We start from the raw sequence: 26,191 nt of genomic DNA, 5'->3' as shown, positions 1-26,191 counted from the left end.
CGCTCGTGACGAGGAGAGTAGCGATTAACCCAGGAATGGAGCGCTCATGACGAGGTGAGGTGCTTTTTACGAGGACATCAAATAGGTATTCTATCCTATTTGGTGTCCTTTTATGGTGTATAAATGTGATTGTGAAGGTATTGTGCGGGTCCAGGGTGTAATAGTTAAGTGTAGGGAAAATTATATTACGAGAGGAGAATTATATGACAAAGAAAAAGTATATGCGTACGTTGTCTATGTTTCTATCGCTCATCATTGTGTTATCGATGTTTCCAGGTGCTTCAGTTCAAACTATAGCAGCAGAAACAGGTGATACTGATTGGGTAGAAATGCAAGTGGAAAATGGGGATTTCGAGGAGGAACCTGCTTCAGAAAGTGATTTGCCATCTTGGGATTACTGGACAAGTGGTTACATGGAGGGTATGTCGATAACAGATGAGTTTGCTTATGAGGGAGATCGTAGTCTTCGTGTAGATAATGATGGCGTGGTTGGACTTTTTAGTCAACAGATCCAAGTCACAGAAGGCAATGATTATAAAGTGGAGGCAAAACTCTTTATTGAAGAAAAGATATCGGGAAATCCAGGTATTTGGTTACGCTGGATTAATGAAAACGGGTCAATTATAGGTAATGATGCAAAGTATTTTGATAGCGCATTAACTGGAGAGTGGCAAACTGTTCGTGTGGATGGAACCGCTCCTGCTGGGGCCGTTGGTGTGAAGGTGTTTATCTATCAAACATCTACAACCAAAACGAAAGGCTATTATGATAACGTCAAACTTTTTGAGAAGTCGGATGCGATTAGTTTGGACTTAGCAAATCCAGGATTTGAAATGGAACCAAGTGATGGGGAGATTCCGAAATGGAATAAGTACCCAGCATCACCACGTGAAAACACGTCAGTCGAATTAGATGAGAATCAGGTGTATTCAGGAGAAAGAAGTGTCAAGATAACGGATCAATCATCGGGGGCATCTGTAGGTCTATACAGTTCAGCTGTAGAAGTTGTCCCAGGAATGGTATATACCGTAGTTGGAAAAGCTTTTCTTGAATCTGGTAGTACTTCGGTATATTTAAAATACTACGATAGTGCTGGTTCAGAAGTAGGAAGCTATCGAACATCTTTTAGCACACCTGTAGGACAATGGGTAACCGTAAAGGCTGAAGGGGTGGCACCAGATAATGCTGTATCGGCGAAAATATTCCTTTATGCTGGGGTAGCGGGACAAAGTGTTTCCTACTATGACGATTTATCGATCACAACATCTAAGCAACTAGAGCTTCCATTTGAATTTGGAGAGCCAATTAATTTAGGTCCGGCAGCTCTTTCAGCAAAATCTCAAGGAGTAGAGATTGGTGATGGTGAAGTTTACTATGCAACAAATGGTTCACCAGCAACCTTTTTCGCAGCGGATTCGGAGACTGGGGAAATGATATTCTCAGAATCCCTACCAGGCAATGATGTGATTTGGGGGATGACAATAGGTACAGATGGAAATGTGTATTTTTCAGGAACGTATAATGGAATCCTATACAAATATGTTGTTGATGAACGTAGATTGGAGAAAGTTGGCAAGAACCCATCCGATGATTGGGTGTGGGAACTAGAAACAAGCTCTGATGGGAAAATTTATGGTGCAACCTATCCAAATGCAAAAGTTTTTGAATATGACATTAATACAGGTGAATTTACGGATCTTGGTTCATTTAATGAGGAACAAGATTATGCAAGAGGTATTGGTGTAACAGATGAAAGTCTTTATGTAGGTGTTGGAACGACAGCCCATCTGTACCGAATGGATCGTGAAACAGGTGAGCGGACAGAAATTGAACTTCCAATTACAGGGGAATCGACGTCTGTATCCAACATATGGGAATTTGGGAACAATCTATTTGTAGTATATGGAACTTCAATGCTCGTAGTCGATAAAGAAACAGGTGAAGTGTATAAGAGCCTAAATTGGCAAGACAAAAATACAATTGATGGGTTAATATCAGAACCATCTCCGTATGATGAAAACATTATTTACTATCGAAGCAAACAGTCAAGCGAGTTATACACATACAATATGGAAACATATGAAATTGCACCAGTAGAACCACGAATACAGTTACCAGCGTCACCAATTAAAGAAATTAAATGGATCAAAAATGACAGTGGTGAATTTGTACTTGCTATGTTAAATCAACAAATCGAGTATTCAGTATATAACCCACAAACAAATACACTAGAAGTGAGCTACCCAGAAGTAGATTTGCAAGGATTGAATATTCAAAGTCTAGAAATTGGTGAAGATCAACAAGTTTATATGGGGGGATATCAAGGTTCCTTTGGTGTATTTGATACTTCCAAGGAAGAGTATGTCCTTCGTGAAAGGGATCCACAGCAAATTGAAGGTATTGGATTTTTAAATGGTGATGCGTATTTAGGAACATATGGAGGAGCGATGATCTATAAATATGATCCAGAGCAACCATTCGCTTACTCAGGTGGTGTTCAAGGAGACAATCCAGAAATGGTTTACGATATTGGAGATGAACAAAGTAGGCCATTCACATTCGCATCAGGTGATGACAAACTATTTGTTGGTACCATTTCGGATTATGGTGAATTAGGCGGAGCATTAACTATTAACGATTCAGTCACAGGTGAATGGAAAACAATCCGCAACATCATTGAAGACCAAAGTATCATTGGCCTTGCCTACCAGGATGGAACTCTCTTTGGTGGCTCGACAATTGCCGGTGGACTTGGTATTGACCCTACGGAAGAACGAGCAAAAATGTTCACTTTCGACGTAGAAACAGAAGCTACGGAAGTGTTTGATTTGGAAGTCGAAGGAATCAAAACACCAGAAATGATCGGGGAATTATCATTTGGACCAGATGGTAACTTATGGGGTATTGCATACGGTAAGAATGAAGAAGGCCTTGCTAATTCGGCCGTATTTGCGATGGATCCAGAAACGCGAGAAATTGTTAAAAGTGTTGAGCTTTATGAAGGTGTTTCTGGTGGAAGCAGATGGAGACCATTCTTTATCCGCTGGGATAAGCAAGGTCTGATGTATACAACAGCTGGAAGAAAACTAACGGTCATTGATCCAGAAACACTTGCCAATAAGGAGCTACTTCCAGGTGCGGTACATCTAATGGATGTCGACCAGGAAGGTAATATTTATTACGCAGACGGAGCTGATTTGTACAAATTACCAGTACCGATTGAGGAAGCAAATCTATCCATGGAAGAAACTAAGATCGTTCAAGGGGATAAATCGGAGTTAGATTTATCGGTTACTCTAGCAAATGCACAAAAGGCTGATCTGAATGGAGCTGAGATTAAATGGCTGGTTACCGACTCAAATATAGCAGTTATAGAAAACGGAGAGCTTAGCGGAAAAAATGCTGGAAGTACCGAAATCCAAGCAGTCGTTACTTATAACGGTGAGGAAGTCACATCAAACACGATAACTGTCACTGTTGATGTTACTACGGATTCATTAACGAGCCAAATTGAAGAAATAGAAGCTAATGGCATGATGGAACTGTCGTTATCTAAACAGCTAGTTAATCGTCTACGTCAGGCTAAGCTTCATTACAGCCAAGGGCGAGTAAATCAAGCAGTAAAGCAGTTGGATGATTTCCTTAAACTTTTGGAAAATGGTAGTCTTGATCATGAATTAAAGGCTAAATTGGAAGGTAATTTGCAAGCAATCAAGGAGAATTATTTAGAAGATTAGGAAGTATGAGGAGTTCCTTTTTATGGAGCTCCTTTTTGTATTGAGTTAAGCAAATCCCATGGAATGCAAGCGAACAAAACTTTAACAAGCGCCCCCAAGTCACTTGAGTGAAGGAAAGGGTTCCTGACCATGTTCCCAGAAGAGAGGTGGTGCAAGCGAAAATGAAACACCACATCAAGAAGTAGTGGAGCAGAGCAGTTAAGTGCTCTTAAAGCAGACAATGTGATCAGGGCCTACAAAGATAAATGCGAGAACATCTCACGAGCCCTTAACAACATTGCTCACCGAATTTTATGGATCAATCCGTATCATTTTCACTAACACCCGAACTTTAATACCGCTTCCGACTACTGGAAGAAGGGATTCCTAATTCTTCCCGATATTTAGCTACTGTTCTGCGTGAAATAAGTATATTTTGATCTTTTAAAAGTGTCGTTATTTTTTGATCAGACAGCGGTTTGAAATGGTCTTCTTCTTGAATTAATTCCTTGATCATTAATTTTATTCTATGGGAAGAGGCATTTTCTCCTCTTTCGGTTCGGATACTGGAAGAAAAGAAATATTTTAATTCAAACAATCCGTGAGGCGTTTGCACATATTTGTTATTGGTTGCACGGCTGACGGTAGATTCATGTACATCACAATGTTCCGCTACTTCCTTTAAGGTCATTGGGCGCAAGTGTTGAGGCCCCTTTTTGAAAAACAGAGCCTGTTCTTGGGCGATCGTTTTCATTACATTGTAGAGTGTCCATTTTCGATGTTCGATGCTTTTATTTAACCAAGTGAACTGCTTATACTTACTTTGAAGGTACTTTGCTGTTTGTGAATCTTTATTGAAAGTAGAGCTTAATAACGGTTCGTAGTCTGCATTTATTTTTATGGTAGGAATCGTTTGATCATTTACCATAATGATGAGTTTGTCGTTTTCTAATTTTACTGTCATATCTGGGATGATGTAATTTGGAATAAAGTCCTCATCAATGCGCTCACCTGGTTTTGGATTTAACGTTTGGATTAAGTCGTAGATGTGTTGAACTTCTGGTAATGAGATGTTTAATTCCTTCGCTATAATACTCCACTTGTTGGAAGCTAATTCGTTTAAATAGTGGGTGACAACTTCTTCCGCTAATTCATTTTCTTTATAATAAAAATGAAGCTGAATCGATAGACATTCTTGTAAACTAGTTGCTCCAATACCGATTGGCTCCAGTTGTTGCACTTTTTTTAATGCATTTTTTACATCCTCAACGGACACCTTTAGATGAGCAGCTGTGTCGATTAAATCATCCTCGAAGTACCCGTTACGATTCAAAGCATAAATAATATAATTAATAATATCGCTTTCTTTTTTTGATACGTTTAGAAATATTGCTTGATTTATTAGATATTCATAAAGGGAAGTTTTCTTATTACTTACAAAGTCAATTGGGCTTTTCATATCTTTATTCCCTACTGATCCATTACTGCGGCTTTTCGTAAGCGGTTCCATTTGTTTGAATGAAGGTTCCTCTACATCGATTAAAGGGTTTTCTAGCGCTTGATTTTGAATATATTCAAACAATTCTAAAGTGGAATATTGTAATATAGAAATTGCTTGTTGCAGGTCGGTAGTCATGGTGAGTTTCATCTTTTGTTCTTGAAATAATCCTATTTCCACTTCCAATTCCCCCTTCTTCTTTCAAAAACCCCATTTATTCTATTTTACTATAAAAATACGAAAACAAGAACACTTAAAATGTAATAAGTAGGGGGAATTACTGTCTGTTCTTAAAGTGAAATGGAGAAAGAAAGACCGTTAAATATCTGGATCACACAAGGGAACGTATTGTCGCCTTTTGTGGCAAACTATGCTAAGCTAATAGAGGATGTTCAAAAAGTCACCAAATGATAAGCTTCGCATCTCTTCGTTGGCTTGTTTTTCCGTTACTCACGTATTAAAAGCATACGTTCCGTTACTCAAAACTACGCCGCCTCGACCTGCTTGCTTCTAATTCGGCGACTTTTTGAACACGCACTAATAGATGAAATAAAGTTCTTTTAGGGACGGGTCGGCTAGCCCTGCTTGTGAGATGGGGGTAATGCCTATGGGTATGTATGAGGTTCTGATGGTGCTATTTGCATTTGGTACCTTCTTACTCGCATTACTTGCCTTGGTCATGAAAATGATCAATAGAAAATAGACCTCCCTATTCACCCGAAAAGTTTTTAGGAAGAGGTCTATTCCAAAGGGATAGCCGCTCCCGTTGGGGGAACCGCTTATCTTAGACCACAGTGACGCCTGTGGTCTTTTTAGCATATTTTGTATTTATATAAATTATACCATGATTTGCTTGAAATGAAAATGAATTGTTTTTTTAGCTTTTTGCGATGTTAACTTTTTTAAAAAAGTTAACATCGCAAAAAGATCCAGGCAATGTAGTGTTGACAGGATAAACAGTAAAAGTTAAAATATAAATTAGCAATAATCCGTAAGATTAGTAATGGTGACCTCATGTTTAATTAAACTTTAGCAGGCAGTTAATATTTTTTATTGACTGTGTGAAAAAGCACTGAATGGATTGAGGTTATGATTAGAATAAGACGGTATATTTCATTTTCCCTTCTCAATGTTGGGAAAAGAAATATACCCTCTTTTTTTAGGAGGCAGAAATATTGGGGAATTCAAAATGGACTAAAGGATCATTGGAAGCTGAGATAAGTAAAGCTTTAACACAATGGGAAAAAGATTTTTTAGGACGAGGTTCCGTATCGGTTAAAACCGATATTCTTAGGGATATGGTCGTTGTTACTTTAAATGGAATTCTTACACCTGCCGAATACAAGCTTTGTGAAACAAAAGAAGGATTATTGTCCGTTAAAAGAATTCGCTCTGATCTAGTGGAATCTGGTCGAGAAAAACTGCACCAACTCATAAGGGATTTGACTGATGAAGAGTTGGTAAGTTTCCACACTGATATTAGTACACGCACCGGTGAACGAATCATGATTTTTAGACTAGCAAGTAATTTGCAAAAGAAATTGTTATAAAAACAATGGGAGATCTTCAAACCATGAAAAATGAGTTGAAGGTAAACCGGCATCATTCAAATCAATGGAAGCTAACCATTGGTAGTTGAATATGCCGGTTTTTTTATTGAAAAACTATACAGGGAAACACTAAAAAATCGTATGGCATAATTTGCTTTTATCCGTTGTTTGGATTATTGTTTTAGTGATTTTAGCTGCTACGGTAAAATCATTTAGATGGAGGGATGCTGGATGTTAGTTACGCTAGATTCTTTATCACTACCGACTGTATTTTTTGTATCACTTGCTGTCTCTGCTCTTAGCGCGTTATTACTATTACATCCGCGAATTCCCTTAAGTTTTGTTCGTATTCACGTAGGCATCATAACGTTGCCGGTATTGGTAGCCTTAATGGCCATCGTTACTACCGACGCGAATACCATTATTGGTCCATGGCGTCTTGATCCCCTAGCTTGGTTAATGGCGTTATTTGTCCTTACAATAGGTTTAGTTGTACAGCGTTATTCCATACGTTACTTGCTCGGTGATCGCTTTTATCGAAAATATTTTGCGCTCTTAACACTTACCACGGGTGCAGCTTCAGTTGCTTGGCTAAGTGATGACCTTCGTTGGTTGTTGGTTTGCTGGGGTGCTACACTCCTAGGACTGACATTGCTCTTAAGGTTAAATAGAGAGTGGCAAGCGGCTAGAATTTTGGCTGCACGTTCTGGTCGTGTGTTTGCACTAAGTTGGCTGATTTTGTTAGTAGCGATAATCTGGCTCACACAAGTCACGGGACACTGGCAGTTATCGTATGTGCTGACAAAAGACGGTTTGGCGCAATTTGGCTCATGGGAACGGACCGCGATAAACTTACTGTTGGTAGTGGCCATGGTAATTCCAGCCGCACAATGGCCTTTCCAACGCTGGTTGTTAGAGTCGGTGGTTGCTCCGACACCTGTTTCTGCAGTTATGCACGCAGGTTTGGTGAATGCTGGTGGAATTATGCTGACTCGATTTGCACCTCTTTTTAGTGGTGATGTAGCTCAGATTGTTTTGCTCGTTCTCGCTAGTATTTCAGTATTGCTGGGAACTGGAATCATTTTGGTTCAAGTTGACTATAAACGTCAATTGGTCGCCTCTACGATTGCACAGATGGGATTTATGCTGATCCAGATTGCATTAGGAGCTTATTTGGCAGCCATTATTCATCTCGTATTACATGGTCTATTTAAAGCCTCCCTTTTCTTACAGGCTGGCTCAGCAGTACGTCGCGACGGGCTAACGTCTCGAACGACCCAATCATCATCATTTTTATGGATAATCGCAGGAGGGGCTTTAGGTCTCTTAGTGGGGATCGGTTTTTGGCTAACTGCTCCCGAAGAGGGTTATCAATTGATAAGTGCCCTAATTTATGGGTGGTCAGTTTCGTTTGCTTGGACACAACTCGTCGCTTCTGGGGACGGTCGAATTGGACGCCTTACGGGATTTTCTCTTTTAGCAAGCATGGCAATCGTGTTCAGTATCATCCAAGAGGCTTTTGATGGGTTGTTGGATGAAGCCGTTCAGCAAGGAATACAACCGCCTACACCGGTGGTCATTTTGGCGCTGTTCATCTTGTTGTTTGGTAGTGCTCTAGGTGGATGGTTAACCCGCAATCGCTCTTCTGCTTCGTCCGCTGTAATCTATCTTTGGCTCGTAAGATTGGGTGAGCCTCATCGCGATTCGGTCGAAAGTCATCCAAAGTACCTTTCACAATACATGTCTCGAGGAGGTCATCAACAATGAATGGAACGTCAACAATGAATGGAACGTCAACATTACCCGAACAACGGAAGTTGCAAAAGGAGAATTTGACTCCTGATTCTCATAACCTCGATCTTAGCGATTTAGCTAAGTCAGCCAGTCGAGTCATTGCACCACTTTGGCCAATTGCAACGTTTGCGGCACGTAATCCATGGATGGGGCTCGAAAACCAATCATTTGAACAAGTGGCACGCTGGCTTAAAGATACCCGTGATGTGGAAATATATCCCAGTTCCTCCGTGATACACGCTGCTCAGAACCAAGGAGAGATTGATGAGGATTTACTCGAAATAGGGCTTCAACGTTGGCTTGATTTACAGTCTATTGATTTGCCACGCGAGGAGGCAGAGCGATACTGTCGGGCTGCACTTAGTCTAGATGAGCTGCCTTCCGACCTATTGGTAGCGTCTGAGATAAAGAGGGTGGCAGAGAAGCTAAGCGAACAGGAGCTACAGACTACGGAGAAACATTCACAGCAAACATTAAGTCTGCTTTTGGAGCAACAGGGCGGTGAGAGAGTTGCCCACGCTCTTGATCATCACTTAATCAAGTGGTGTAAGCTATTCTTGGATGAGTCCCAGGCAGCCTGGTCACTCCCGAACCGTGAGAAGGGTTTTTATGGTGCGTGGCGTAGACTTGTTCCGTATGATCCAGCACTTACTCACACGCAACGCAAGCGACTAAAAGATTGGCCGCAAGAGGCAAATTTTGCTCTAAAAGAAGCATTGTCGGCACTTGAAATCCCTCAGTCAAAGATACAAGACTATCTTGAGGCGCATTTGCTTTCCTTGCCAGGTTGGGCAGGAATGATGCTCTGGCGGTCTCAACAATCATCCCAAGAAAGTTCACTTTTAATCGAATATTTGGCTGTTCGGATTTCTCTCGAGTGGGTCTTGATCAAACCTCATTTCCCCTTGCCTGAGAAAAAAGTTAAGAATAAGGAGACTCTTGTTCCACTCATTGCGGCTTGGACCCATTGGGGTGACCTGCCAATCGAATCTTGGTCACAGTTGTCTTCCACAGAACAAAGAGCACGCTTGGATCTAGCCTATCGTTTTGATGAAATCGTTCGCAGGAAGATTTGGTTGGAAGCCTGGGAGCAAACCTACTCCGATCAATTAAGTGAGATCGTCCAATCGAAAAAGATTGAAACAGAAGAAGTCGAACCGACGCTGGCACAATTTACATTCTGTATTGATGTACGTTCAGAGCCTTTTCGTCGCCAACTAGAAAAAGCAGGTCCTTTTGAGACGTATGGAATGGCTGGTTTTTTCGGGTTGCCTATTGAGATAAGTGAACTTGGCAGTGGACATACCCATCCCTCCTTGCCGGTCATACTTAAACCGCAACAAAAAGTAAAAGAGTTTTCGCCTGAATTTGAATTCAAACAGTATCAACAACGTCGACAGGGGGCAAATTCACTTAGCTACACGTTCAAAACGATGAAACAAAACCTACTTACCAGCCTATTGTTGCCAGAGGTAAGTGGTCCTTGGCTTAGCCTGCAAATGTTGGCAAGGAGCTTTGTTCCCCGCAGCACAGGTCGTGCCTTCCGCAAATTCAGAGAAGCATGGTTACGTAAACCTTCGACGGAGCTCTCGCTCGACCACACGCATACCTTGGAAACGGAGTTGCCGGTTGGTTTTTCTGAGGAAGAGAAAGCGAACTATGTACGACAAGCTCTGAAATTGATGGGGCTCACAAGTGATTTCGCTCCATTAGTGGTGATTTGCGGACATGGAAGTCACAGTACGAATAATCCCTATGCCGCTTCGCTAGATTGTGGTGCTTGTGGAGGGGCATCGGGCGGATTCAATGCGCGGGTTTTAGCCACTTTGTGCAACCTACCAAAGGTAAGGGAGATCCTCGCAACTGAGGGAATTTTGATTCCAGAAGATACGGTTTTTGCTGCCGCCGAGCATGTAACGACGCTTGATGAATTACATTGGCTGTATGTTCCTGAGCTTTCAGAGACAGCTCAAGAGGCATTTGATCGTATCCAATCTACGATGCAAAAGGTGAGTCAAGATGCAAATGAAGCGCGATTATCGCAATTACCCAATCTCAACTCTCGTTCCAAAAATCCAAAGAGTGAGGCGCAACGCTTAGCGGAGGATTGGAGTGAGGTACGTCCGGAATGGGGACTTGCGGGTAACGCCGCATTTGTCGTCGGCCGTCGTGAACTAACGAAGGAGTGCAATCTGGGAGGAAGGGTCTTTCTGCATAACTACGACTGGCAAGACGATGAAGACGGTGCTATGCTTGCTAACATTATCGCTGGGCCGGGCACCGTTAGCCAATGGATTAATCTGCAGTATTACGCGTCTACCGTTGCACCACATTATTATGGAAGCGGAAATAAAGCTACCCAGACAGTTACTGCTGGTCTCGGTGTAATGCAGGGTAACGCCAGTGACTTGTTAGCCGGGCTTCCTTGGCAGTCCGTGATGCAATCGGATCAAGAGGTCTATCATGCTCCGCTGCGTTTACTGGTGGTAATCGAAGCACCACGGGAGTATGTGGAGCGATTGCTAAATCATGATCCCGCGTTACGCCAAAAAGTTCAAAACGGATGGCTTCGGCTGGCGACCATCGATCCAGAAGGATACTGGGAGAACTGGTCAAATGAAATTATTTGACCAGTTTAAACAGTAACATACATACACAAAGAAAAAAGAAAAATTTATTTCATTGTAAGCGTTGTCATATTTGGCGTTGTAAGGTATATTTATTTTGTATAGAAGTCTTATGTTTTTGTTCTGCAGTTTTCTTTAAATTTAAAAATGGTTGCAGTAATGAATAACTTTCTTTTCCATTGCTTCATAGAATAATATAAATAAATGCATATGGAAAGGTTTGACTGTGACATACGATCCAAGAAAACGGGGGTGAGGAGATGCTTTCAGTTAAAATGTTGAAGCCTTATTATGTAAAGGAAGATCGTGATTGTGTCCGTTTAGTGTTAGCGTATCAATATTTTTCACTATTACTAGATAACAAGTTATATCAATTTGTCCCCCTAGAGTCTCGTGAAATACGTATCAATAGAGAAACGCATAAGGTAGAAAACGAAGATGACATTTTTGTTTTTCAAAAAGGGAAGGACTACCACCGCGTATCGTTATCCGATCTTATTAAACAAACCGATTTTTTAACACATTTGCACTCCATCGTACAACCATATTTGGCTAAAACAAATCATCTTATTGAATTAGAGGAATCCGAAAAGATTGTAGAAGAATTAGAACGGTCAAATTTGTATCGTTTGATTGACAAGGCACTTGATGAACGAGATTATGATAGATTATCCACATTATATAAGTATTTATAGAGGTTGCTCAAAAAGCCTCCAAATGATTAGGGGCAACTTTCTGAACACGCACTTATAGAGATTGTTCAAAAAGTCACCAAATGATAAGCGGCGCATCTCGGACCCACACGATGTGGGTCATGCAGGCGTTGCCACAGGACGTGGCGGTCTTAGCCTGTATTCCTTAAATGGCTTGCTTTTCCGTTCCTTGGAAAAGAAACCCGCTTTTCCTGCGTGCGAAGTATATTCGGGGAAGCATTCCTTATGCTCACGTATTAAAAGCATACGCTGCGCTACTCAAAACTACGCCGCCTCGACCTGCTTGCTTCTAATTTGCCGACTTTCTGAACACGCACTTATAGATGATCGTAAGGAAAACTAGGAAATAACAAAGCCGTAGTTTCAGAATAAGAAAGAATGGTATATCTGGAAACAATTGAATGAATGAAATCATACACTCTTTGGAACGTTAAGTTCTGAAGAGTGTTTTTTTTACGTCTACATAAAAGTTAAGTCTTTAAAAGCAGCGAATAAATAAAATTTTTTTCATAAAATCTATTGCATAAAAAAATATTTATTATATAATTACGTTAGTAAGAAATTTTTTTCGCAATGATTGAAAGGGGTTACAGGGATGAAATTAGGAATGCTTGGTCTGGGTAAGATGGGTTATAATCTTACTTTGAATTTGCTAGACCATGGACATGAGGTTGTTGCCCATGATATTAGTACCGAGCAGGTGAAAGAGATTTCATCGAATGGTGCAATACCAGCGTACACAACGAATGAACTTATTCAACAATTAGATACACCCCGTATTATCTGGATTATGGTTCCAGCAGGAGAAGTTACAGAAAATATTGTAAAGGAATTGGGAACTTCGCTTCAGCCTGGTGACATCGTTATTGATGGAGGGAATTCCAACTATAAAGATTCCATTCAAAGAGGTGATTTTCTTAAGGAAAAAGGCATTCATTTTTTTGATGTTGGCACAAGTGGCGGGATTGATGGAGCACGAAACGGTGCATGTACAATGATCGGTGGAGATGAAAAAATTTTCAAAACGATTGAACCACTGTTTCGCGATGTTTCAGTTGACAAGGGGTATCACTATACTGGGTCGCTTGGAAGTGGTCACTTTTTAAAAATGATCCATAACGGGATTGAGTATGGCATGATGCAAGCTATTGGTGAAGGTTTTGATATTTTAAGTAAGAGTCCATTTGATTATGACTATGAAGGTGTAGCAAGAGTTTGGAATAATGGCTCTGTAATTCGTTCTTGGTTAATGGAGCTTATCGAAAACGCATTCTCCAAAGATCCTAATTTGGAAGCGATAAAAGGTGTAATGCATTCTTCTGGAGAAGGTAAATGGACGGTTGAAGCCGCACTTGAATTGCAAACTGCTGCTCCAGTTATAACACTCTCGCAATTAATGCGGTACCGTTCACTTGAAGAAGATACATTTTCAGGAAAGGTTGTTGCTGCATTACGTAATGAATTTGGCGGACATGCAGTTGAAAAAAACGAATAAATACAAGGGGGAATTTAAAATGAAAAAGATTTATGCACTTATATTAACAGCTTTATTGGTATTCGTTTTAGCAGCTTGTGGCTCAAATGAGGAAGGAACAAATGAAAGCGGATCAAATGGTACGGATGAAGATAATGGAGAAAAAACAACAGAAACAAAAACGATTCGTGCTGGAATTGGTTTAAACGAAGATCATCCTCAATACAAAGGGTTACTAAAGTTTAAAGAAATCGTAGAAGAAAAGACAGATGGTGCAATTAAAGTAGAAACATATGCTAGCGGTCAACTTGGAGATGACAGAACAATGACTGAAGCACTGCAACTTGGTACACAAGAAGTGACCATTCCTTCTACAGCACCACTTGCAAACTTTGTTCCTGAATTTAGTGTATTTGATTTTCCGTTCTTGTTTCCGAACGAAGAAGTAGCGGATGAAGTACTTGATGGTGAGGTTGGACAGAAATTCCTAGACAAACTAGAAGATCAGAACTTAGTAGGTTTGGCTTATTGGGAGAATGGTTTCCGTAACCTAACGAATAGTGAACGACCTGTTGCAACAGCAGCCGATTTTGACGGATTAAAAATTCGTACAATGGAGAACAATCTGCACTTAGAGGCTTTTCGTGCACTAGGAGCTAACCCAACTCCAATGGCATTTACGGAATTATTTACAGCTATGCAACAAGGGACAGTAGATGGACAGGAAAATCCATTTGCTACTATCTACCTTTCAAAATTTTATGAGGTTCAAGATTATGTATCAAACACAAATCATATCTATAGCCCGTTTGTATTCTTGATGAGCAAGTCTTTCTATGATGGCTTAACAGAAGAACAACAAACAATTGTGAAAGAAGCAGCTGTTGAAGCTGGTCAATATGAGCGTAAACTGAACAGAGAAGCAAATGATAAATACCTTGATAACCTAATTGAAGAAGGTATGACGTATACAGAAATCACTCCAGAAGCACGTCAAGAAATGATTGACTTAATCCAACCAGTTATTGATAAGTACGCTAAGGAAATCGGTGAAGATACAGTACAAGAAGTATACGATGCAATTGATGAGGCTTCAAAATAAGCACGATTTACAGGGGAGAGGCTTTGGGGAAAAGAATTTCTTCAAAGCCTCTTTCTTAATGACGATAAATGGTAACGAATAATCACACAAATATCTCGTAAAGGAGTGATAAACATGAAAATAATAAAGTGGTTAGATCAACACTTGGAAGAGGCGCTTCTCGTCTTATTTTCCACTATTATGGTTACTGTCATATTTTTGCAAGTAGTGATGCGCACCTTAGACAATTCCCTTTCCTGGTCAGAGGAGCTCGCTCGATATAGTTTTATTTGGCTAGTATATATAGGGATTAGTTATGGAGTTAAAAAACAAAGGCATATTAAAGTGGATGTGGCGTTACTACTGCTCAAAGAAAAAGGTAGGATTCTTCTAACGATCGTTGCGAACTTACTGTTTATAGGCTTTAGTATTTTTGTTATTTATTACGGTTACTCCATTGCGACACAACTTTTGTCTTTTGGTCAAAAGTCACCGGCTCTGCAAATACCAATGGGGCTTGTATATATGGCAACACCAATTGGAATGGGTCTAACCGTTATTCGTCTTGTTCAAAATTTAATTTTACTTATAAAATCTTTTTTTGAAGGTGAAGAAGATATAACGTTAACAGAGCGGGAAAAAGTTCAGGAGAATTATGATGACTAACGCTAGGAGGAGGTTTTAACCCATGGTATCTGCGGTATTATTTGGTAGTTTTGCATTATTTCTAATTTTAAGCGTTCCCATTGGGATTTCCTTAGGATTGGCAACACTTGTTACTATTTTTTACTCTGGTTCGCTGCCGATCGAATTTTTGATGAAAGAGCTTGTCACATCGGTTGATTCATTTCCTTTAATGGCTGTTCCTTTCTTTATTTTGGCTGGAGAAATCATGGGAAAAGGCGGCATATCCGAACGCCTTTTTAATGTAGCAAATGCACTGGTTGGTAATAAAACAGGTGGTTTTGCGATAGCAACCGTTATTACCTCGATGTTCTTTGCTGCGATTTCTGGTTCAGGTCCTGCAACTGTTGCGGCAATTGGTGGTATCATGATTCCTGCAATGGTACGTAACGGCTATGACAAGAAATTTTCAACAGCGGTTGTTGCGGCAGCAGGCTCAATCGGGGTTATTATCCCACCAAGTATTCCGATGGTTATTTACGGTGTAGTAGGGAACGTATCTATTGGTGATTTGTTTATAGCTGGGATCATTCCTGGATTGTTAGTCGGGTTAGGGCTGATCGTTTGGACCTACTACTATTCAAAGAAAAAAGGTTTTAAGGGGCTAGACGAACCGACTTCTCTCAAAAAAATTTGGACTGCTACTTGGGATGCAAAATGGGCATTATTAATTCCAGTTATCATTTTAGGCGGTATTTATGGAGGTATTTTTACTCCTACTGAAGCTGCGGTAATAGCGGTCGTATACGGTCTTATTGCAAGTTTATTCATTTATCGAGAACTTCCATTTAAAGAATTACCTAAAGTTCTGGCCGATTCTGCATTAACTACGGCTACCGTTTTGATCATTGTTGGAACAGCAACAGCATTCGGACGTTTTCTAACCATTGAACAGATTCCAAACAAAGTTGCTCAGGCGATGTTATCCATATCAGATAATTCGATTGTTATGATCTTGTTAATTACGGTACTTTTATTAATCGTTGGTTGTTTTATGGATACATTGGCAGCCATCATCATATTAACACCAATTTTACTTCCAATTGCGGTACAATTAGGTTATGATCCCATTCATTTCGGCATCATAATGGTAGTTAACCTTGCAATTGGATTCATTACACCACCACTCGGGGTAAACTTGTTTGTCGCTTCTGGCATTTCAGGACTATCGATTGAAGCGTTATCAAAAGCGGTTTTACCATTCTTTGTTGCGATGATCATCACGCTTTTGATTATTATTTTTATCCCACAGTTATCCTTATTTTTGTTAAGTTTTGGAGGTAATTAATTGAAAAAAGTTGATGTTGTAACCTTTGGTGAGACGATGGTTTTGTTTCAGTCTAATCAAAAAGTCCCGCTTGAATACGTGCATCAGTTTGACAAATTAATTGGTGGAGCCGAATCAAATGTTTCGATCGGTCTCCAACGATTAGGTCATTCGGTCGGATGGTTTAGTAAACTTGGGAATGATCCATTTGGCCGATTTATCCTACAGTTTGTGCGAGGAGAGGGCGTAGATACCTCTGCATGCCTTTTTACGGATGATGCTTCTACAGGTATTTTCTTTAAAGAAAAACGTTCCTTTGACAACACGAATGTTTATTATTATCGGAAAAATTCTGCTGCAAGTTTATTAAAACCGAGTGATTTGAATGAGGAATATATCGCAAATGCTAAGGTGCTACACCTTACTGGTATAACCCCAGCTCTAAGTGAGTCATGCTCGGAAACCGTCTTTAAAGCGATTGAAATTGCAAAACGTAATGACGTGCTTATCGTGTTCGACCCTAATCTACGTTTGAAACTGTGGGAAGAGCACCAGGCACGCAGCGTTTTTAATCAACTTGCAGAAAAAGCGGATGTTATTTTGCCTGGATTAGATGAAGGGGAATTTATGACAGGCGAAACAACCCCTGAAGCCATAGCAACAACACTGATTGGCAATGCAAAAAAGACGGTTATTATAAAATTAGGTAGCAAAGGGTCCTACTATCAAACAATGGACGGTGACGGGTATGTCCCAGGATTTCAAGTCGATAATGTTGTTGATCCAGTAGGGGCAGGCGATGGTTTTGCTGCGGGAATTATTAGCGGTATATTGGAAAACGAGCCGTTGAGGAAAATCGTGAGAAGAGCGAATGCGATTGGTGCTATGGTCGTTGGTGTGGATGGCGACGTTGAGGGATTACCTAGGCAGGAGGAAATAGAGCAATTTATGAATCGGGACCATGGGCATCGTGATGTAAACAGATAAAGTCTTGATCCTGCTGCACGCACAGCACGTATGATTGTTGACGGGTTGCCACAGGGCTTTGGCGTTTCCTTCTGAATTGTCGATTGTTTGAACACGTACTTTTAGAGGGGGATAAATGGAATGCGAAAATGGAACAAATTAAGTTTGTTAGAAGAAACAGGACTAGTCGCTGTCATTCGAAGACCTAGTAATGACCAAGTTGACTATATTGCAGAATCCTTAGTGAATGGTGGCATAGGAGCACTTGAGATAACCGTTGATACAATCGGTTCTTTTCAAATGATCGAAAGGCTTAAACGTCGGTATCGCAATACAGTTCTTGTTGGTGCTGGCACGGTGTTAGATGCTGTGACAGCCAAGACTGCAATCGATGCAGGGGCGGATTTTATTTTTGCTCCGATTGTAGATAGAGATACGATTCAAATCACGAATAAATACGGAAAAATTTCAATCCCTGGAGCGATGACGCCAACTGAAATAGTGACAGCATATGAAATGGGTGCTGATGTAATTAAAGTGTTTCCAGCAGATGCGATGGGTTTAGACTATATAAAAAACGTCCGAGGCCCATTAGAACATATCCCAATGATGCCAACTGGTGGGGTGTCATTGGATAATGTTCAGAAGTTTATTGAAAATGGAGCAATGGCCGTTGGTGCAGGTGGTGCTTTGGTTGATTCAGCAGCAATAAAAGCAGAAAAATATGAGGACTTAACAGCAAAAGCAAAGCAATTCGTAACAGCAATTCAATTAGGAAGAAGGCAAAGGGAGGATAAGCAATGAAAATCACCAAAATGGAAACCTTTGTCGTACCTCCGAGATGGCTATTTTTGAAAATAGAAACGGATGAAGGTATTTTCGGCTGGGGAGAACCAGTTGTAGAAGGAAAAGCAGAAACAGTAAAGGGAGCAGTTGAAGAATTAAGTGGCTATTTAATTGGTAAAGATCCGTTACGGATTGAAGATCATTGGCAGGTCATGTATCGTTCAGGTTTTTATCGTGGTGGCCCAATATTAATGAGTGCCATTGCGGGAATTGATCAGGCGTTGTGGGATATAAAAGGTAAATTTTATAACGCACCGATTGCTGAATTATTAGGTGGAGCATGTCGTGACTCGATTAAGGTCTATTCATGGATTGGTGGTGATCGGCCATCTGATGTTGGAAAAGCGGCTAAGGAAGTGGTGGACAAAGGGTTTACGGCTGTGAAAATGAATGGCACGGAAGAATTACAATACGTGGATTCCTATGAGAAAATTGATGCAGCAGTAGCAAGAATCGCAGCCGTTAGAGAAGCAGTAGGAGATAGAATAGGGATCGGGATTGATTTCCATGGAAGAGTACATAAGCCAATGGCAAAAATTTTGGCGAAGGAGCTAGAACCATACCGCCCTATGTTTATTGAAGAGCCGGTTCTCCCCGAAAACAATGAAGCACTAAGGGAAATCGCTAATGCAACCCACATTCCGATCGCTACTGGTGAGAGGATGTTTTCAAGGTGGGACTTTAAAAGTATTCTGTCTGATGGCTATGTGGATATTATTCAACCAGATTTATCTCATGCTGGAGGAATTACCGAATGTAAAAAAATCTTTGCAATGGCGGAGGCCTATGATGTTGCTGTTGCCCCACATTGTCCACTTGGGCCGATCGCTTTAGCTGCTTGCCTGCAGGTAGATGCAACAGCACATAACGTCTTTATTCAAGAACAAAGCTTAGGCATTCACTATAATCAAGGCAGTGATTTATTAGATTACGTAACGGATCCATCTGTTTTTGAATATAAAGATGGCTATGTAGATATGTTGAAAGGGCCTGGACTTGGCATTACAATAAATGAACCATTTGTACGAAAGCAAGCGGAAATTGGTCACAATTGGAAAAACCCGATTTGGCGTCACGACGATGGTTCTGTGGCAGAATGGTAAATAGTTAGAATGGATATTTTTTTACAAGTCGTCCTTCCTGTACTGGTCATTTTTATAACAGGATATGGTATTCAAAAATGGCGAAGTCTGGATATTAAGTCTATTTCTACAGTGGCTATTTACATTTTGACTCCTACGCTTGTTTTTCGAACATTTTATCGAGCAGACCTGGATCAGCAATATATCAAAATGGTTATTTTTTCGATTGTCTTACTGGTGGTCATTATTATGATAAATAAAATATATGCGAAAATAATGCACTATCCTTCATCAATCGAATCTGGTTTAATTTTGTCTACTGCATTTATGAATTCAGGTAATTATGGTGCTCCGATTGTATTGTTTGCTTTTGGTGATCGAGGATTTGCGTATTCTGTTTCGTTTTTAGTACTTCAAGCCATTATCATGAACTTTTTTGGCGTTTACTATGCGGCTAGAGGAGTAGCAGGTGTAAAAAAGGCAATGACATCCGTACTCCAAATGCCCGCAACATACGCAGTGATTATTGCACTGTTTTTACAGATATTCCAATTGCCAGTCTCAAATAATATTTTTTCGGCAATAGACCTTGTTGCTGAGGCAACGATTCCTGTTGTAATGCTTGTTCTAGGCATGCAGCTAGCTGAGATCAAAATTACAAACCTCCAATGGGGGAAAATATCCTACGGTTTAATCGTTCGTTTAATTGTTTCTCCAGTGATTGCTTTCCTTATTCTTTTGTTCTTACCGATGGATCCTTTGTTGGAAAAGCTTTCAGCAGCGATGCCATCCGCTGCAACGACAACGATGTATGCAGTACAATTTGATGCTGAACCCGAACTCGTTTCAAGTATTACCTTGATCACAACATTCGTTAGCATTTTTAGTATTACGTTGTTACTTGTCATTTTAGCTTAAGATATACCGCAGGAGTGTGAGAAATGAACAAATATAAAGTAGTTGTCACCGATTATGAATATGAAACATTAGCACTAGAAATTAAAGTTCTAGAAGCTGCAGGCGCACAATTGGTTGCTACACAGTGCCGTACAGAAAATGAGATAATCGAGGCAGTTAAAGATGCAGACGGAATTATTACACAATATGCACCCATTTCTCGAAAAGTAATTGAATCATTATCGAATTGCAAGGTTATTTCTAGATATGGAATCGGATTTGATGCAATAGATGTGAAAGCAGCGACGGAAAAGGGCATCCTTGTTAGTAACGTAACGGATTATTGCTTGGATGAGGTTGCTGATCACGCATTCGCTCTGCTGATGGCTTCTGCTCGGAAGGTTGTCCAACTGAATCAAGCAGTGAAAAATGGAAATTGGGATTTTAAAATTGGTGCACCTATTTATAGGCTAAAAGGTAGAACACTTGGGCTGATTGGTTTAGGTAATATTCCACAATCCCTCGCTAAAAAAGCACAAGCGTTTGGATTAGAAGTAATCGCCTTTGATCCCTTTGTGTCAGAAGCAGTCGCTCAAAAATGGAACGTTACGCTCGTAGATCTAGATACCCTTTGTGAACAATCCGATTTCGTCTCGGTTCATGCCCCATTAAATGAACATACTCAAGGAATGGTGAGTGATCAACAATTTAGCAAAATGAAACAAGAGGCGTTTATTATCAATACTGCACGCGGACCAATTATTGATCAGAACGCCTTAATAAGAGCATTGCAGCAACAAGAAATCGCTGGTGCAGCATTGGACGTTGTAGAAACGGAACCCATCGCTAAGGATAATCCACTCGTTACAATGGATAACGTTATCCTTAATCCACATACGGCTTGGTATTCGGAAGAGTCGATGTTGGAGTTGAAACAAAAAGTCGCACAAAATGTAGCAGATGTTTTGTCAGGGTTTTTTCCTTCATATGTCGTAAATAAGGACTTACTCGAAACGTTAAACTTGCAAACAAAATCATGATACAAAATCATGCTTGATTTTGAAACAAAAACGCTCCGTTCATGAACGGAGCGTTTTTAATCGTGTAAAGCATTTAATTTTGCATAACTACCTTTTAACTCAAAATAGATTTCTTTATATATTTGAAACATTTCTTGATAGTACTGATGATTGTCCATGTTTGGTTTTACTGGTTCCTTCATAGGAATGTAATTTTTAATTTCCTTTAACGATGAAACCTCTTGCAAACTATAAAGTGCTAACCAAGCCGCACCCCATGCTGAACTTTGATGACTAGTTGGTAGTTGGACGGTTTTTCCAAACATATCTGCTACAATTTCGACCCATAATGTAGAACGAGCAAAACCACCGTTGGCAAATAATGTTTTATGTTGCGTATTTTCTAATTTCTCTAAAGCATGTCCGATTTGATAGACATTAAAGATGACACCCTCCATTGCCGCTCTGATCATCTCGCCTTTTCGGTGGGTGGGGCTTAATCCGATATAGGTACCTTTTGCCTTCGAATCCCAAAACGGTGCTCTTTCTCCATTTAAATAAGGGAGAAAAAGAAGCTTATTTGCACCAGGTTTGACGGAAGAGGCTAAACGATTCATTTCATCAAATGACATTTTCCCTTCGTATACTGAGAAAACGTGCTGAAGCCAGGATAATACATTTCCTCCATTATTAGAAGGACCCCCTGTTATCCAGGAATTTTTGTCAAAACGATAAGTGAATACCGATTGTTGTTCATCCAGTAAGGGTCTGTCTGTAAACTGTCTTATTGCACTGCTTGTTCCGATCGTGATTGCAGTCTCCCCTGGTTCAATTGCTCCAACTCCGAGATTAGCAAGTGGACCGTCACTTGCTCCTATAACAAAAGGGGTGGTTGTGCTAATCCCAATTTTGGTAGCAATCGCTTTAGTTAAACCACGTAACAAATAGGTAGGAGGAACAGGTTGGAAAAGGTTTGTCTTATCGATTCCCGCCTTTTCCAATGCGAGCTCGTTCCAATCCAGTTTTTTTATGTCGAATAATCCAGTCGCAGCAGCAACAGAGTAATCAACCACTTCTTCCCCGAACCATCTTTTGATGATAAACTCCTTGATTGAAATGAATTTATCGGCTCTTTTATATGGTTCCCATTCATTTTCCTTCATCCACATTAGTTTCGTAAGGGGCTCCATCGGATGGATTGGGGTACCAGTGTATTCATACATTTCGGGGCTGTTTACTCTTAACCTTTCCGTCTGTGCTTCACTCCTAAAGTCTGCCCATGTGATGGAAGCGGATAGGGGATCCCCATCATTCGTGGTACATATGAGGGAGTGCATTGCTGATGAAATGCCGATACCTTTAATATCATTTTTATCGATCAAACGGTTTGAAACCAAGGCTTGCAAACAGTAAATTGCTGCATTTTCTATTTCAATTGGATCTTGCTCGACCCAGCCTTGATGTGGATATAGAAGTGGATAGTTTTTTTCTTGCTCTAATACAACGCTACCACTATAATCAAACAATACTGCTTTTAAACTGGTTGTGCCGATATCTAAACCGATTACATATGAAGGCATTTCGTGCTGAACCCCCTTTTCCTTTAAAGTCTTCTACGTGAGATGGCCTCTCTCATCTTGGTCAAAGCCTGCTTTGATTGTTCCTTTTTTCGAACACTATAATTCACATACAAGGCATCAATAATGGAAAGCTCGGCAATTCTTGATGCGAGAGCTTCTGAACGATACTCCGTTTCTTGTGCCGCTGTATATAAGCAAATATCTACTGTTTTACTCAGTGGTGACTTACCAAAGTTGGTTACGCCAATTGTAGTTGCCTCGTTTTCTTTTGCTACATCGATGATATCTAATAGATCTTTATTTGATCCAGAATGTGAAATAAAAACCGCTACCGAATGTTGATCCAATTGAGAGGCGGACATTATTTGTAAATGAGTGTCTGTGAACGCATGTGTCGGTAACCCAGTTCGCATAAACTTATGTTGTGCATCCAGTGCAACAATACCCGAACCACCATTACCATAAAAATTGATACTTTTTGCTTTTTCGATAGCCGTTAGTGCTTTTGAAATTGATTCATTGTTTTGCAGATCACGCGTATATTCTATTGCCTTCAAATTAGATTGAAATACTTTTTTTGTTATTTCAAGTTCGGAATCACTTTCGTTAATTGTTTCATGTATATCCTGAATCGGGTTCACAATTTCTGAAGCAAGGGCAATCTTAAGTGCTTGGTAACCTTTAAAGCCTAAGCGCTTACAAAAGCGGAATACGGTTGCATCCGCTATCATTAAATCGTCCGCAATTTGATTGATTGTTTGGTGTACAATTTTCTTCGGATTCTCTAAAATATAATCAGCAATTAACTTTTCTTTATCGCTAAAAGATCGATAGGATGACCGGATTCTGTTTAATACATTTTTAACGGGTGTTTCAATCATTTGATTGTTCCCTCCTTACCATTAGTTTATACGAAAAAAAATTTAAAATAAAGCTAAATCGTGAAATTTTTTTTCTTTTAAAGAATGCTATAGTGAAAAATGGTACTATGATGAAGACGGAGCATAAAGGCTTACCAGTTTAAAACGATTGAAACCATGGGACGATTATACTAAAAGTGCGTGTTCAACATCCTCTAAAATTCTTTCATGAAAAGAAAGAAATGAAGTATAATGGCTGAAAAGACTGAAATATTTCTGATAAAGGAGTAGATCATATGGATTTAAAATTAAAAGGAAAATCCGTTATTGTGATGGCAGCAAGTAAAGGCCTAGGTAAAGCTACGGCACTTGAGTTTGCCAAGGAAGGCGCTCATGTATTGATTTCAAGTAGGAGCGAGGATGAGCTTGCTAAAACCAAAAATGAAATTCAACAAGCAACAGGGAACGAGAATGTTACATATGTTGTCTGTAATATCAAAAAACAACAAGATATTAAACAGATGGTGCAAAAAGCGGTTGACTGGAACGGAACAGTTGATGTGTTAGTCAATAATGCTGGGGGACCACCTGCTGGGACATTCGATGCATTTAATGATGATGATTGGCAGCATGCATTTGAACTAAATTTGCTAAGCTATGTTCGCGCAATACGTGAGGTTTTGCCTTATATGAAGCAACAAAATAGTGGAAGGATCGTGAATTTTGCATCTTCTTCTATTAAACAATCCCTTGATAACTTGCTATTATCAAACACCTTCCGTCCAGGCATTGTTGGATTGTCAAAAAGCTTGGCACAAGAGCTAGGTGTAGATAACATCTTGATCAACACAGTGGGGCCAGGACGAATCCAAACAGACAGAATTATGGAGCTCGATCAAATAAAAGCTGGAGAATTAGGCATACCAATAGAGGAGTACCAGTTTAAAAATGCCAAATCAATTCCAATGCAACGCGTGGGACAACCAGAGGAATTTGCAAAAACAATTGTATTTCTCGGTTCAGGTGCAAATACATATCTCACTGGTCAATCATTAGTGGTTGATGGAGGATTGGTGAAAGCGTTGTAGGAAAGAAACCCCCAATAGATGAGTTATCTGTTGGGGGTTTCTTTTTTTCTTTTTATACAATAACGTTCGCGATAAGTAGTAGTATAAGGGATGTACCCCATGCAATTGTTGTTGGTACTGACCATGTGATTATTTGCTCCTTAGCTTCCCGTATACCCAACATACGGTTAAGAATCCAGAAAAAGCTATCATTGAAATAAGAGAATACCAATGAACCCGCTGAAGCAGCAATTGCAGCTAACCCCATATTTACATCAAGTCCACTTAAGATTGGTGCTGTAATGGATGCTGCGGTGATCATTGCTACTGTACCGCTTCCTTGTGCTAATCGTACAAGGCTTGATACAATAAATGGTAGCAAAATAAGTGGGATAGATAAATCTACAATACTACTAGCGATATAATCCCCAGCACCACTTTCTCGTAAAACATTTCCTAATGATCCCCCACCACCAGTAACTAACAAAATAATTCCAGCAGATTTAATTCCCTCTTCCATATATTCTAATGCTTCAGAACGTTGAAGGTGCCTAGTTAAGGCAATTATACTATAAAGAAGCCCAATACCTACAGCTATAACAGGATTTCCTAGGAATTTTAAGTATGAATATAATCCTCCTGATAACTCAAGTGCCGAAATTAGAGTATTAGCGAAAATTAAAATTATAGGTAATAGAATTGGCATGCTTGAATGAAATAGTGTAGGTAAATCTTTTTGTTCCTGTAGTTCAACATATTTATCAAATGTATCTGGTTGCTCAGGTCGTCTCCAGTTGACACCGTCTTCATCGGGTAATTGGTATATTTTTTTGCCTAACCACTTAGCATAGAGAACACCTACGATAATAATTGGTATGGAAAAAAGAAGACCCCAAAGAATCATTATACCAACATTAACTCCAAAGATACCTGCAACACCAAGGGGGCCAGGTGTTGGTGGAACAAGAGAGTGGGTTGTAACAAGCCCGATACCAAGTGCTACACCAAGAGCAAGTACTGACGTTCCGGTTTTTCTAGATACTGACTTAACTAAGGGTGTTAATATAACGAAGGCTGAATCAACAAATATAGGAATAGACACAATGTAACCAGTTAATGCCATTGCCCATTCTTCTCGCTTTTCACCCAACCATTTGATAAATGTATAAGCTAGCCGCTCTGAGGCACCGGCTACTTCTAGTACTCTACCTAGCATGACACCGAAACCAATTACAATACCGATCGAACCAAGCGTACCACCAAATCCTGATGTTATAGCATCAGCTACTGCTGGTGGTGTCATTCCTCCGAGAAGTCCAGTTATCGAACTAGCAATAATTAGAGCTAAAAATGCATGGATTCTTGTTTTGACTACAAGCAAAATTAATACAATTACACCTACAATAAGACCTAAAATTACTTGTGCACCTGGATTTTCCAAGTGAATCATCCTCCTTTTAATCTTTAAAT

Annotated in this window: 20 protein-coding genes; 16 read left to right on the top strand and 4 right to left on the bottom strand. The window is 40.0% G+C overall.

All coding sequences use genetic code 11. The annotated features are described in order from the left end of the window. Positions 1-203 precede the first annotated feature (203 nt). Positions 204-3,737: an FIMAH domain-containing protein gene (locus tag NC797_RS01210; RefSeq protein ID WP_272434778.1), complete on the top strand. Its 3,534-nt coding sequence runs from the start codon at positions 204-206 to the stop codon at positions 3,735-3,737. A gap of 331 nt (positions 3,738-4,068) precedes the next feature. On the opposite strand, the gene rpoN is transcribed toward NC797_RS01210, so the two are convergent. Continuing rightward, positions 4,069-5,394, bottom strand: a complete 1,326-nt coding sequence (gene rpoN, locus NC797_RS01205; RefSeq protein ID WP_272434777.1) for an RNA polymerase factor sigma-54 — start codon at positions 5,392-5,394, stop codon at positions 4,069-4,071. Positions 5,395-5,821: 427 nt separating this feature from the next. Here rpoN and NC797_RS01200 point away from each other — a divergent pair, with 427 nt between their 5' ends. From NC797_RS01200 to NC797_RS01135, 14 genes are all read left to right on the top strand, one after another. Next, entirely contained in the window at positions 5,822-5,917 is a 96-nt protein-coding gene (locus NC797_RS01200) for a putative holin-like toxin (protein ID WP_272434776.1), read from the top strand. Positions 5,918-6,389: 472 nt separating this feature from the next. Then, positions 6,390-6,764, top strand: coding sequence for a Na-translocating system protein MpsC family protein (locus tag NC797_RS01195; protein ID WP_272434774.1), 375 nt, complete (start codon positions 6,390-6,392; stop codon positions 6,762-6,764). Positions 6,765-6,995: 231 nt separating this feature from the next. Beyond that, positions 6,996-8,531 (top strand): NADH dehydrogenase subunit 5, encoded by a 1,536-nt coding sequence (locus NC797_RS01190; RefSeq protein WP_272434773.1) that lies wholly within the window; start codon positions 6,996-6,998, stop codon positions 8,529-8,531. Further along, entirely contained in the window at positions 8,528-11,188 is a 2,661-nt protein-coding gene (locus NC797_RS01185; RefSeq protein WP_417168668.1) for a DUF2309 domain-containing protein, read from the top strand. Before NC797_RS01190 ends, NC797_RS01185 begins: the two co-directional genes overlap by 4 nt. 257 nt (positions 11,189-11,445) lie before the next feature. Beyond that, positions 11,446-11,880, top strand: a complete 435-nt coding sequence (locus NC797_RS01180; RefSeq protein WP_272434772.1) for an IDEAL domain-containing protein — start codon at positions 11,446-11,448, stop codon at positions 11,878-11,880. Positions 11,881-12,493: 613 nt separating this feature from the next. Beyond that, a complete protein-coding gene (gene gnd, locus NC797_RS01175) occupies positions 12,494-13,393 on the top strand; it encodes a phosphogluconate dehydrogenase (NAD(+)-dependent, decarboxylating) (RefSeq protein WP_272434771.1) in 900 nt (299 codons plus the stop codon). Between the two features lie 19 nt (positions 13,394-13,412). Then, on the top strand, positions 13,413-14,474 hold the full coding sequence (locus NC797_RS01170) for a TRAP transporter substrate-binding protein (protein ID WP_272434769.1): 1,062 nt from the start codon (positions 13,413-13,415) through the stop codon (positions 14,472-14,474). Positions 14,475-14,588: 114 nt separating this feature from the next. Further along, positions 14,589-15,119: a TRAP transporter small permease gene (locus tag NC797_RS01165; protein ID WP_272434768.1), complete on the top strand. Its 531-nt coding sequence runs from the start codon at positions 14,589-14,591 to the stop codon at positions 15,117-15,119. Between the two features lie 22 nt (positions 15,120-15,141). Continuing rightward, the gene (locus tag NC797_RS01160) at positions 15,142-16,425 is read left to right on the top strand and encodes a TRAP transporter large permease (protein ID WP_272434767.1); all 1,284 of its coding nucleotides are present in this window, start codon (positions 15,142-15,144) and stop codon (positions 16,423-16,425) included. Beyond that, the gene (locus tag NC797_RS01155) at positions 16,426-17,391 is read left to right on the top strand and encodes a sugar kinase (RefSeq protein ID WP_272434766.1); all 966 of its coding nucleotides are present in this window, start codon (positions 16,426-16,428) and stop codon (positions 17,389-17,391) included. A 120-nt stretch (positions 17,392-17,511) separates the two neighbouring features. Further along, on the top strand, positions 17,512-18,174 hold the full coding sequence (locus tag NC797_RS01150; protein ID WP_272434765.1) for a bifunctional 4-hydroxy-2-oxoglutarate aldolase/2-dehydro-3-deoxy-phosphogluconate aldolase: 663 nt from the start codon (positions 17,512-17,514) through the stop codon (positions 18,172-18,174). Next, a complete protein-coding gene (dgoD, locus tag NC797_RS01145) occupies positions 18,171-19,319 on the top strand; it encodes a galactonate dehydratase (protein WP_272434764.1) in 1,149 nt (382 codons plus the stop codon). Before NC797_RS01150 ends, dgoD begins: the two co-directional genes overlap by 4 nt. A 9-nt stretch (positions 19,320-19,328) precedes the next feature. Beyond that, a complete protein-coding gene (locus NC797_RS01140; RefSeq protein WP_272434762.1) occupies positions 19,329-20,216 on the top strand; it encodes an AEC family transporter in 888 nt (295 codons plus the stop codon). A gap of 23 nt (positions 20,217-20,239) precedes the next feature. Then, positions 20,240-21,235, top strand: a complete 996-nt coding sequence (locus NC797_RS01135) for a C-terminal binding protein (protein ID WP_272434761.1) — start codon at positions 20,240-20,242, stop codon at positions 21,233-21,235. 56 nt (positions 21,236-21,291) lie between these two features. Here the strand turns inward: NC797_RS01135 and NC797_RS01130 are convergent, their stop codons facing one another. Together NC797_RS01130 and NC797_RS01125 are read right to left on the bottom strand one after the other, a co-directional pair. Next, the gene (locus NC797_RS01130) at positions 21,292-22,794 is read right to left on the bottom strand and encodes a gluconokinase (RefSeq protein WP_272434758.1); all 1,503 of its coding nucleotides are present in this window, start codon (positions 22,792-22,794) and stop codon (positions 21,292-21,294) included. Between the two features lie 23 nt (positions 22,795-22,817). After that, a complete protein-coding gene (locus tag NC797_RS01125) occupies positions 22,818-23,675 on the bottom strand; it encodes a MurR/RpiR family transcriptional regulator (RefSeq protein ID WP_272434757.1) in 858 nt (285 codons plus the stop codon). A gap of 275 nt (positions 23,676-23,950) precedes the next feature. Here NC797_RS01125 and NC797_RS01120 point away from each other — a divergent pair, with 275 nt between their 5' ends. Next, a complete protein-coding gene (locus NC797_RS01120; protein ID WP_272434755.1) occupies positions 23,951-24,742 on the top strand; it encodes an SDR family oxidoreductase in 792 nt (263 codons plus the stop codon). Positions 24,743-24,794: 52 nt separating this feature from the next. Here the strand turns inward: NC797_RS01120 and NC797_RS01115 are convergent, their stop codons facing one another. Continuing rightward, entirely contained in the window at positions 24,795-26,162 is a 1,368-nt protein-coding gene (locus tag NC797_RS01115) for a GntP family permease (protein WP_272434754.1), read from the bottom strand. Between the last annotated feature and the right edge of the window lie 29 nt (positions 26,163-26,191).

It is taken from the genome of Terrihalobacillus insolitus, from assembly GCF_028416575.1.
Lineage (GTDB): Bacteria > Bacillota > Bacilli > Bacillales > Amphibacillaceae > Terrihalobacillus > Terrihalobacillus insolitus.
The sequence above is the reverse complement of the archived record's forward strand: the minus strand, read 5'-3'. Positions and strand labels throughout refer to the sequence as shown.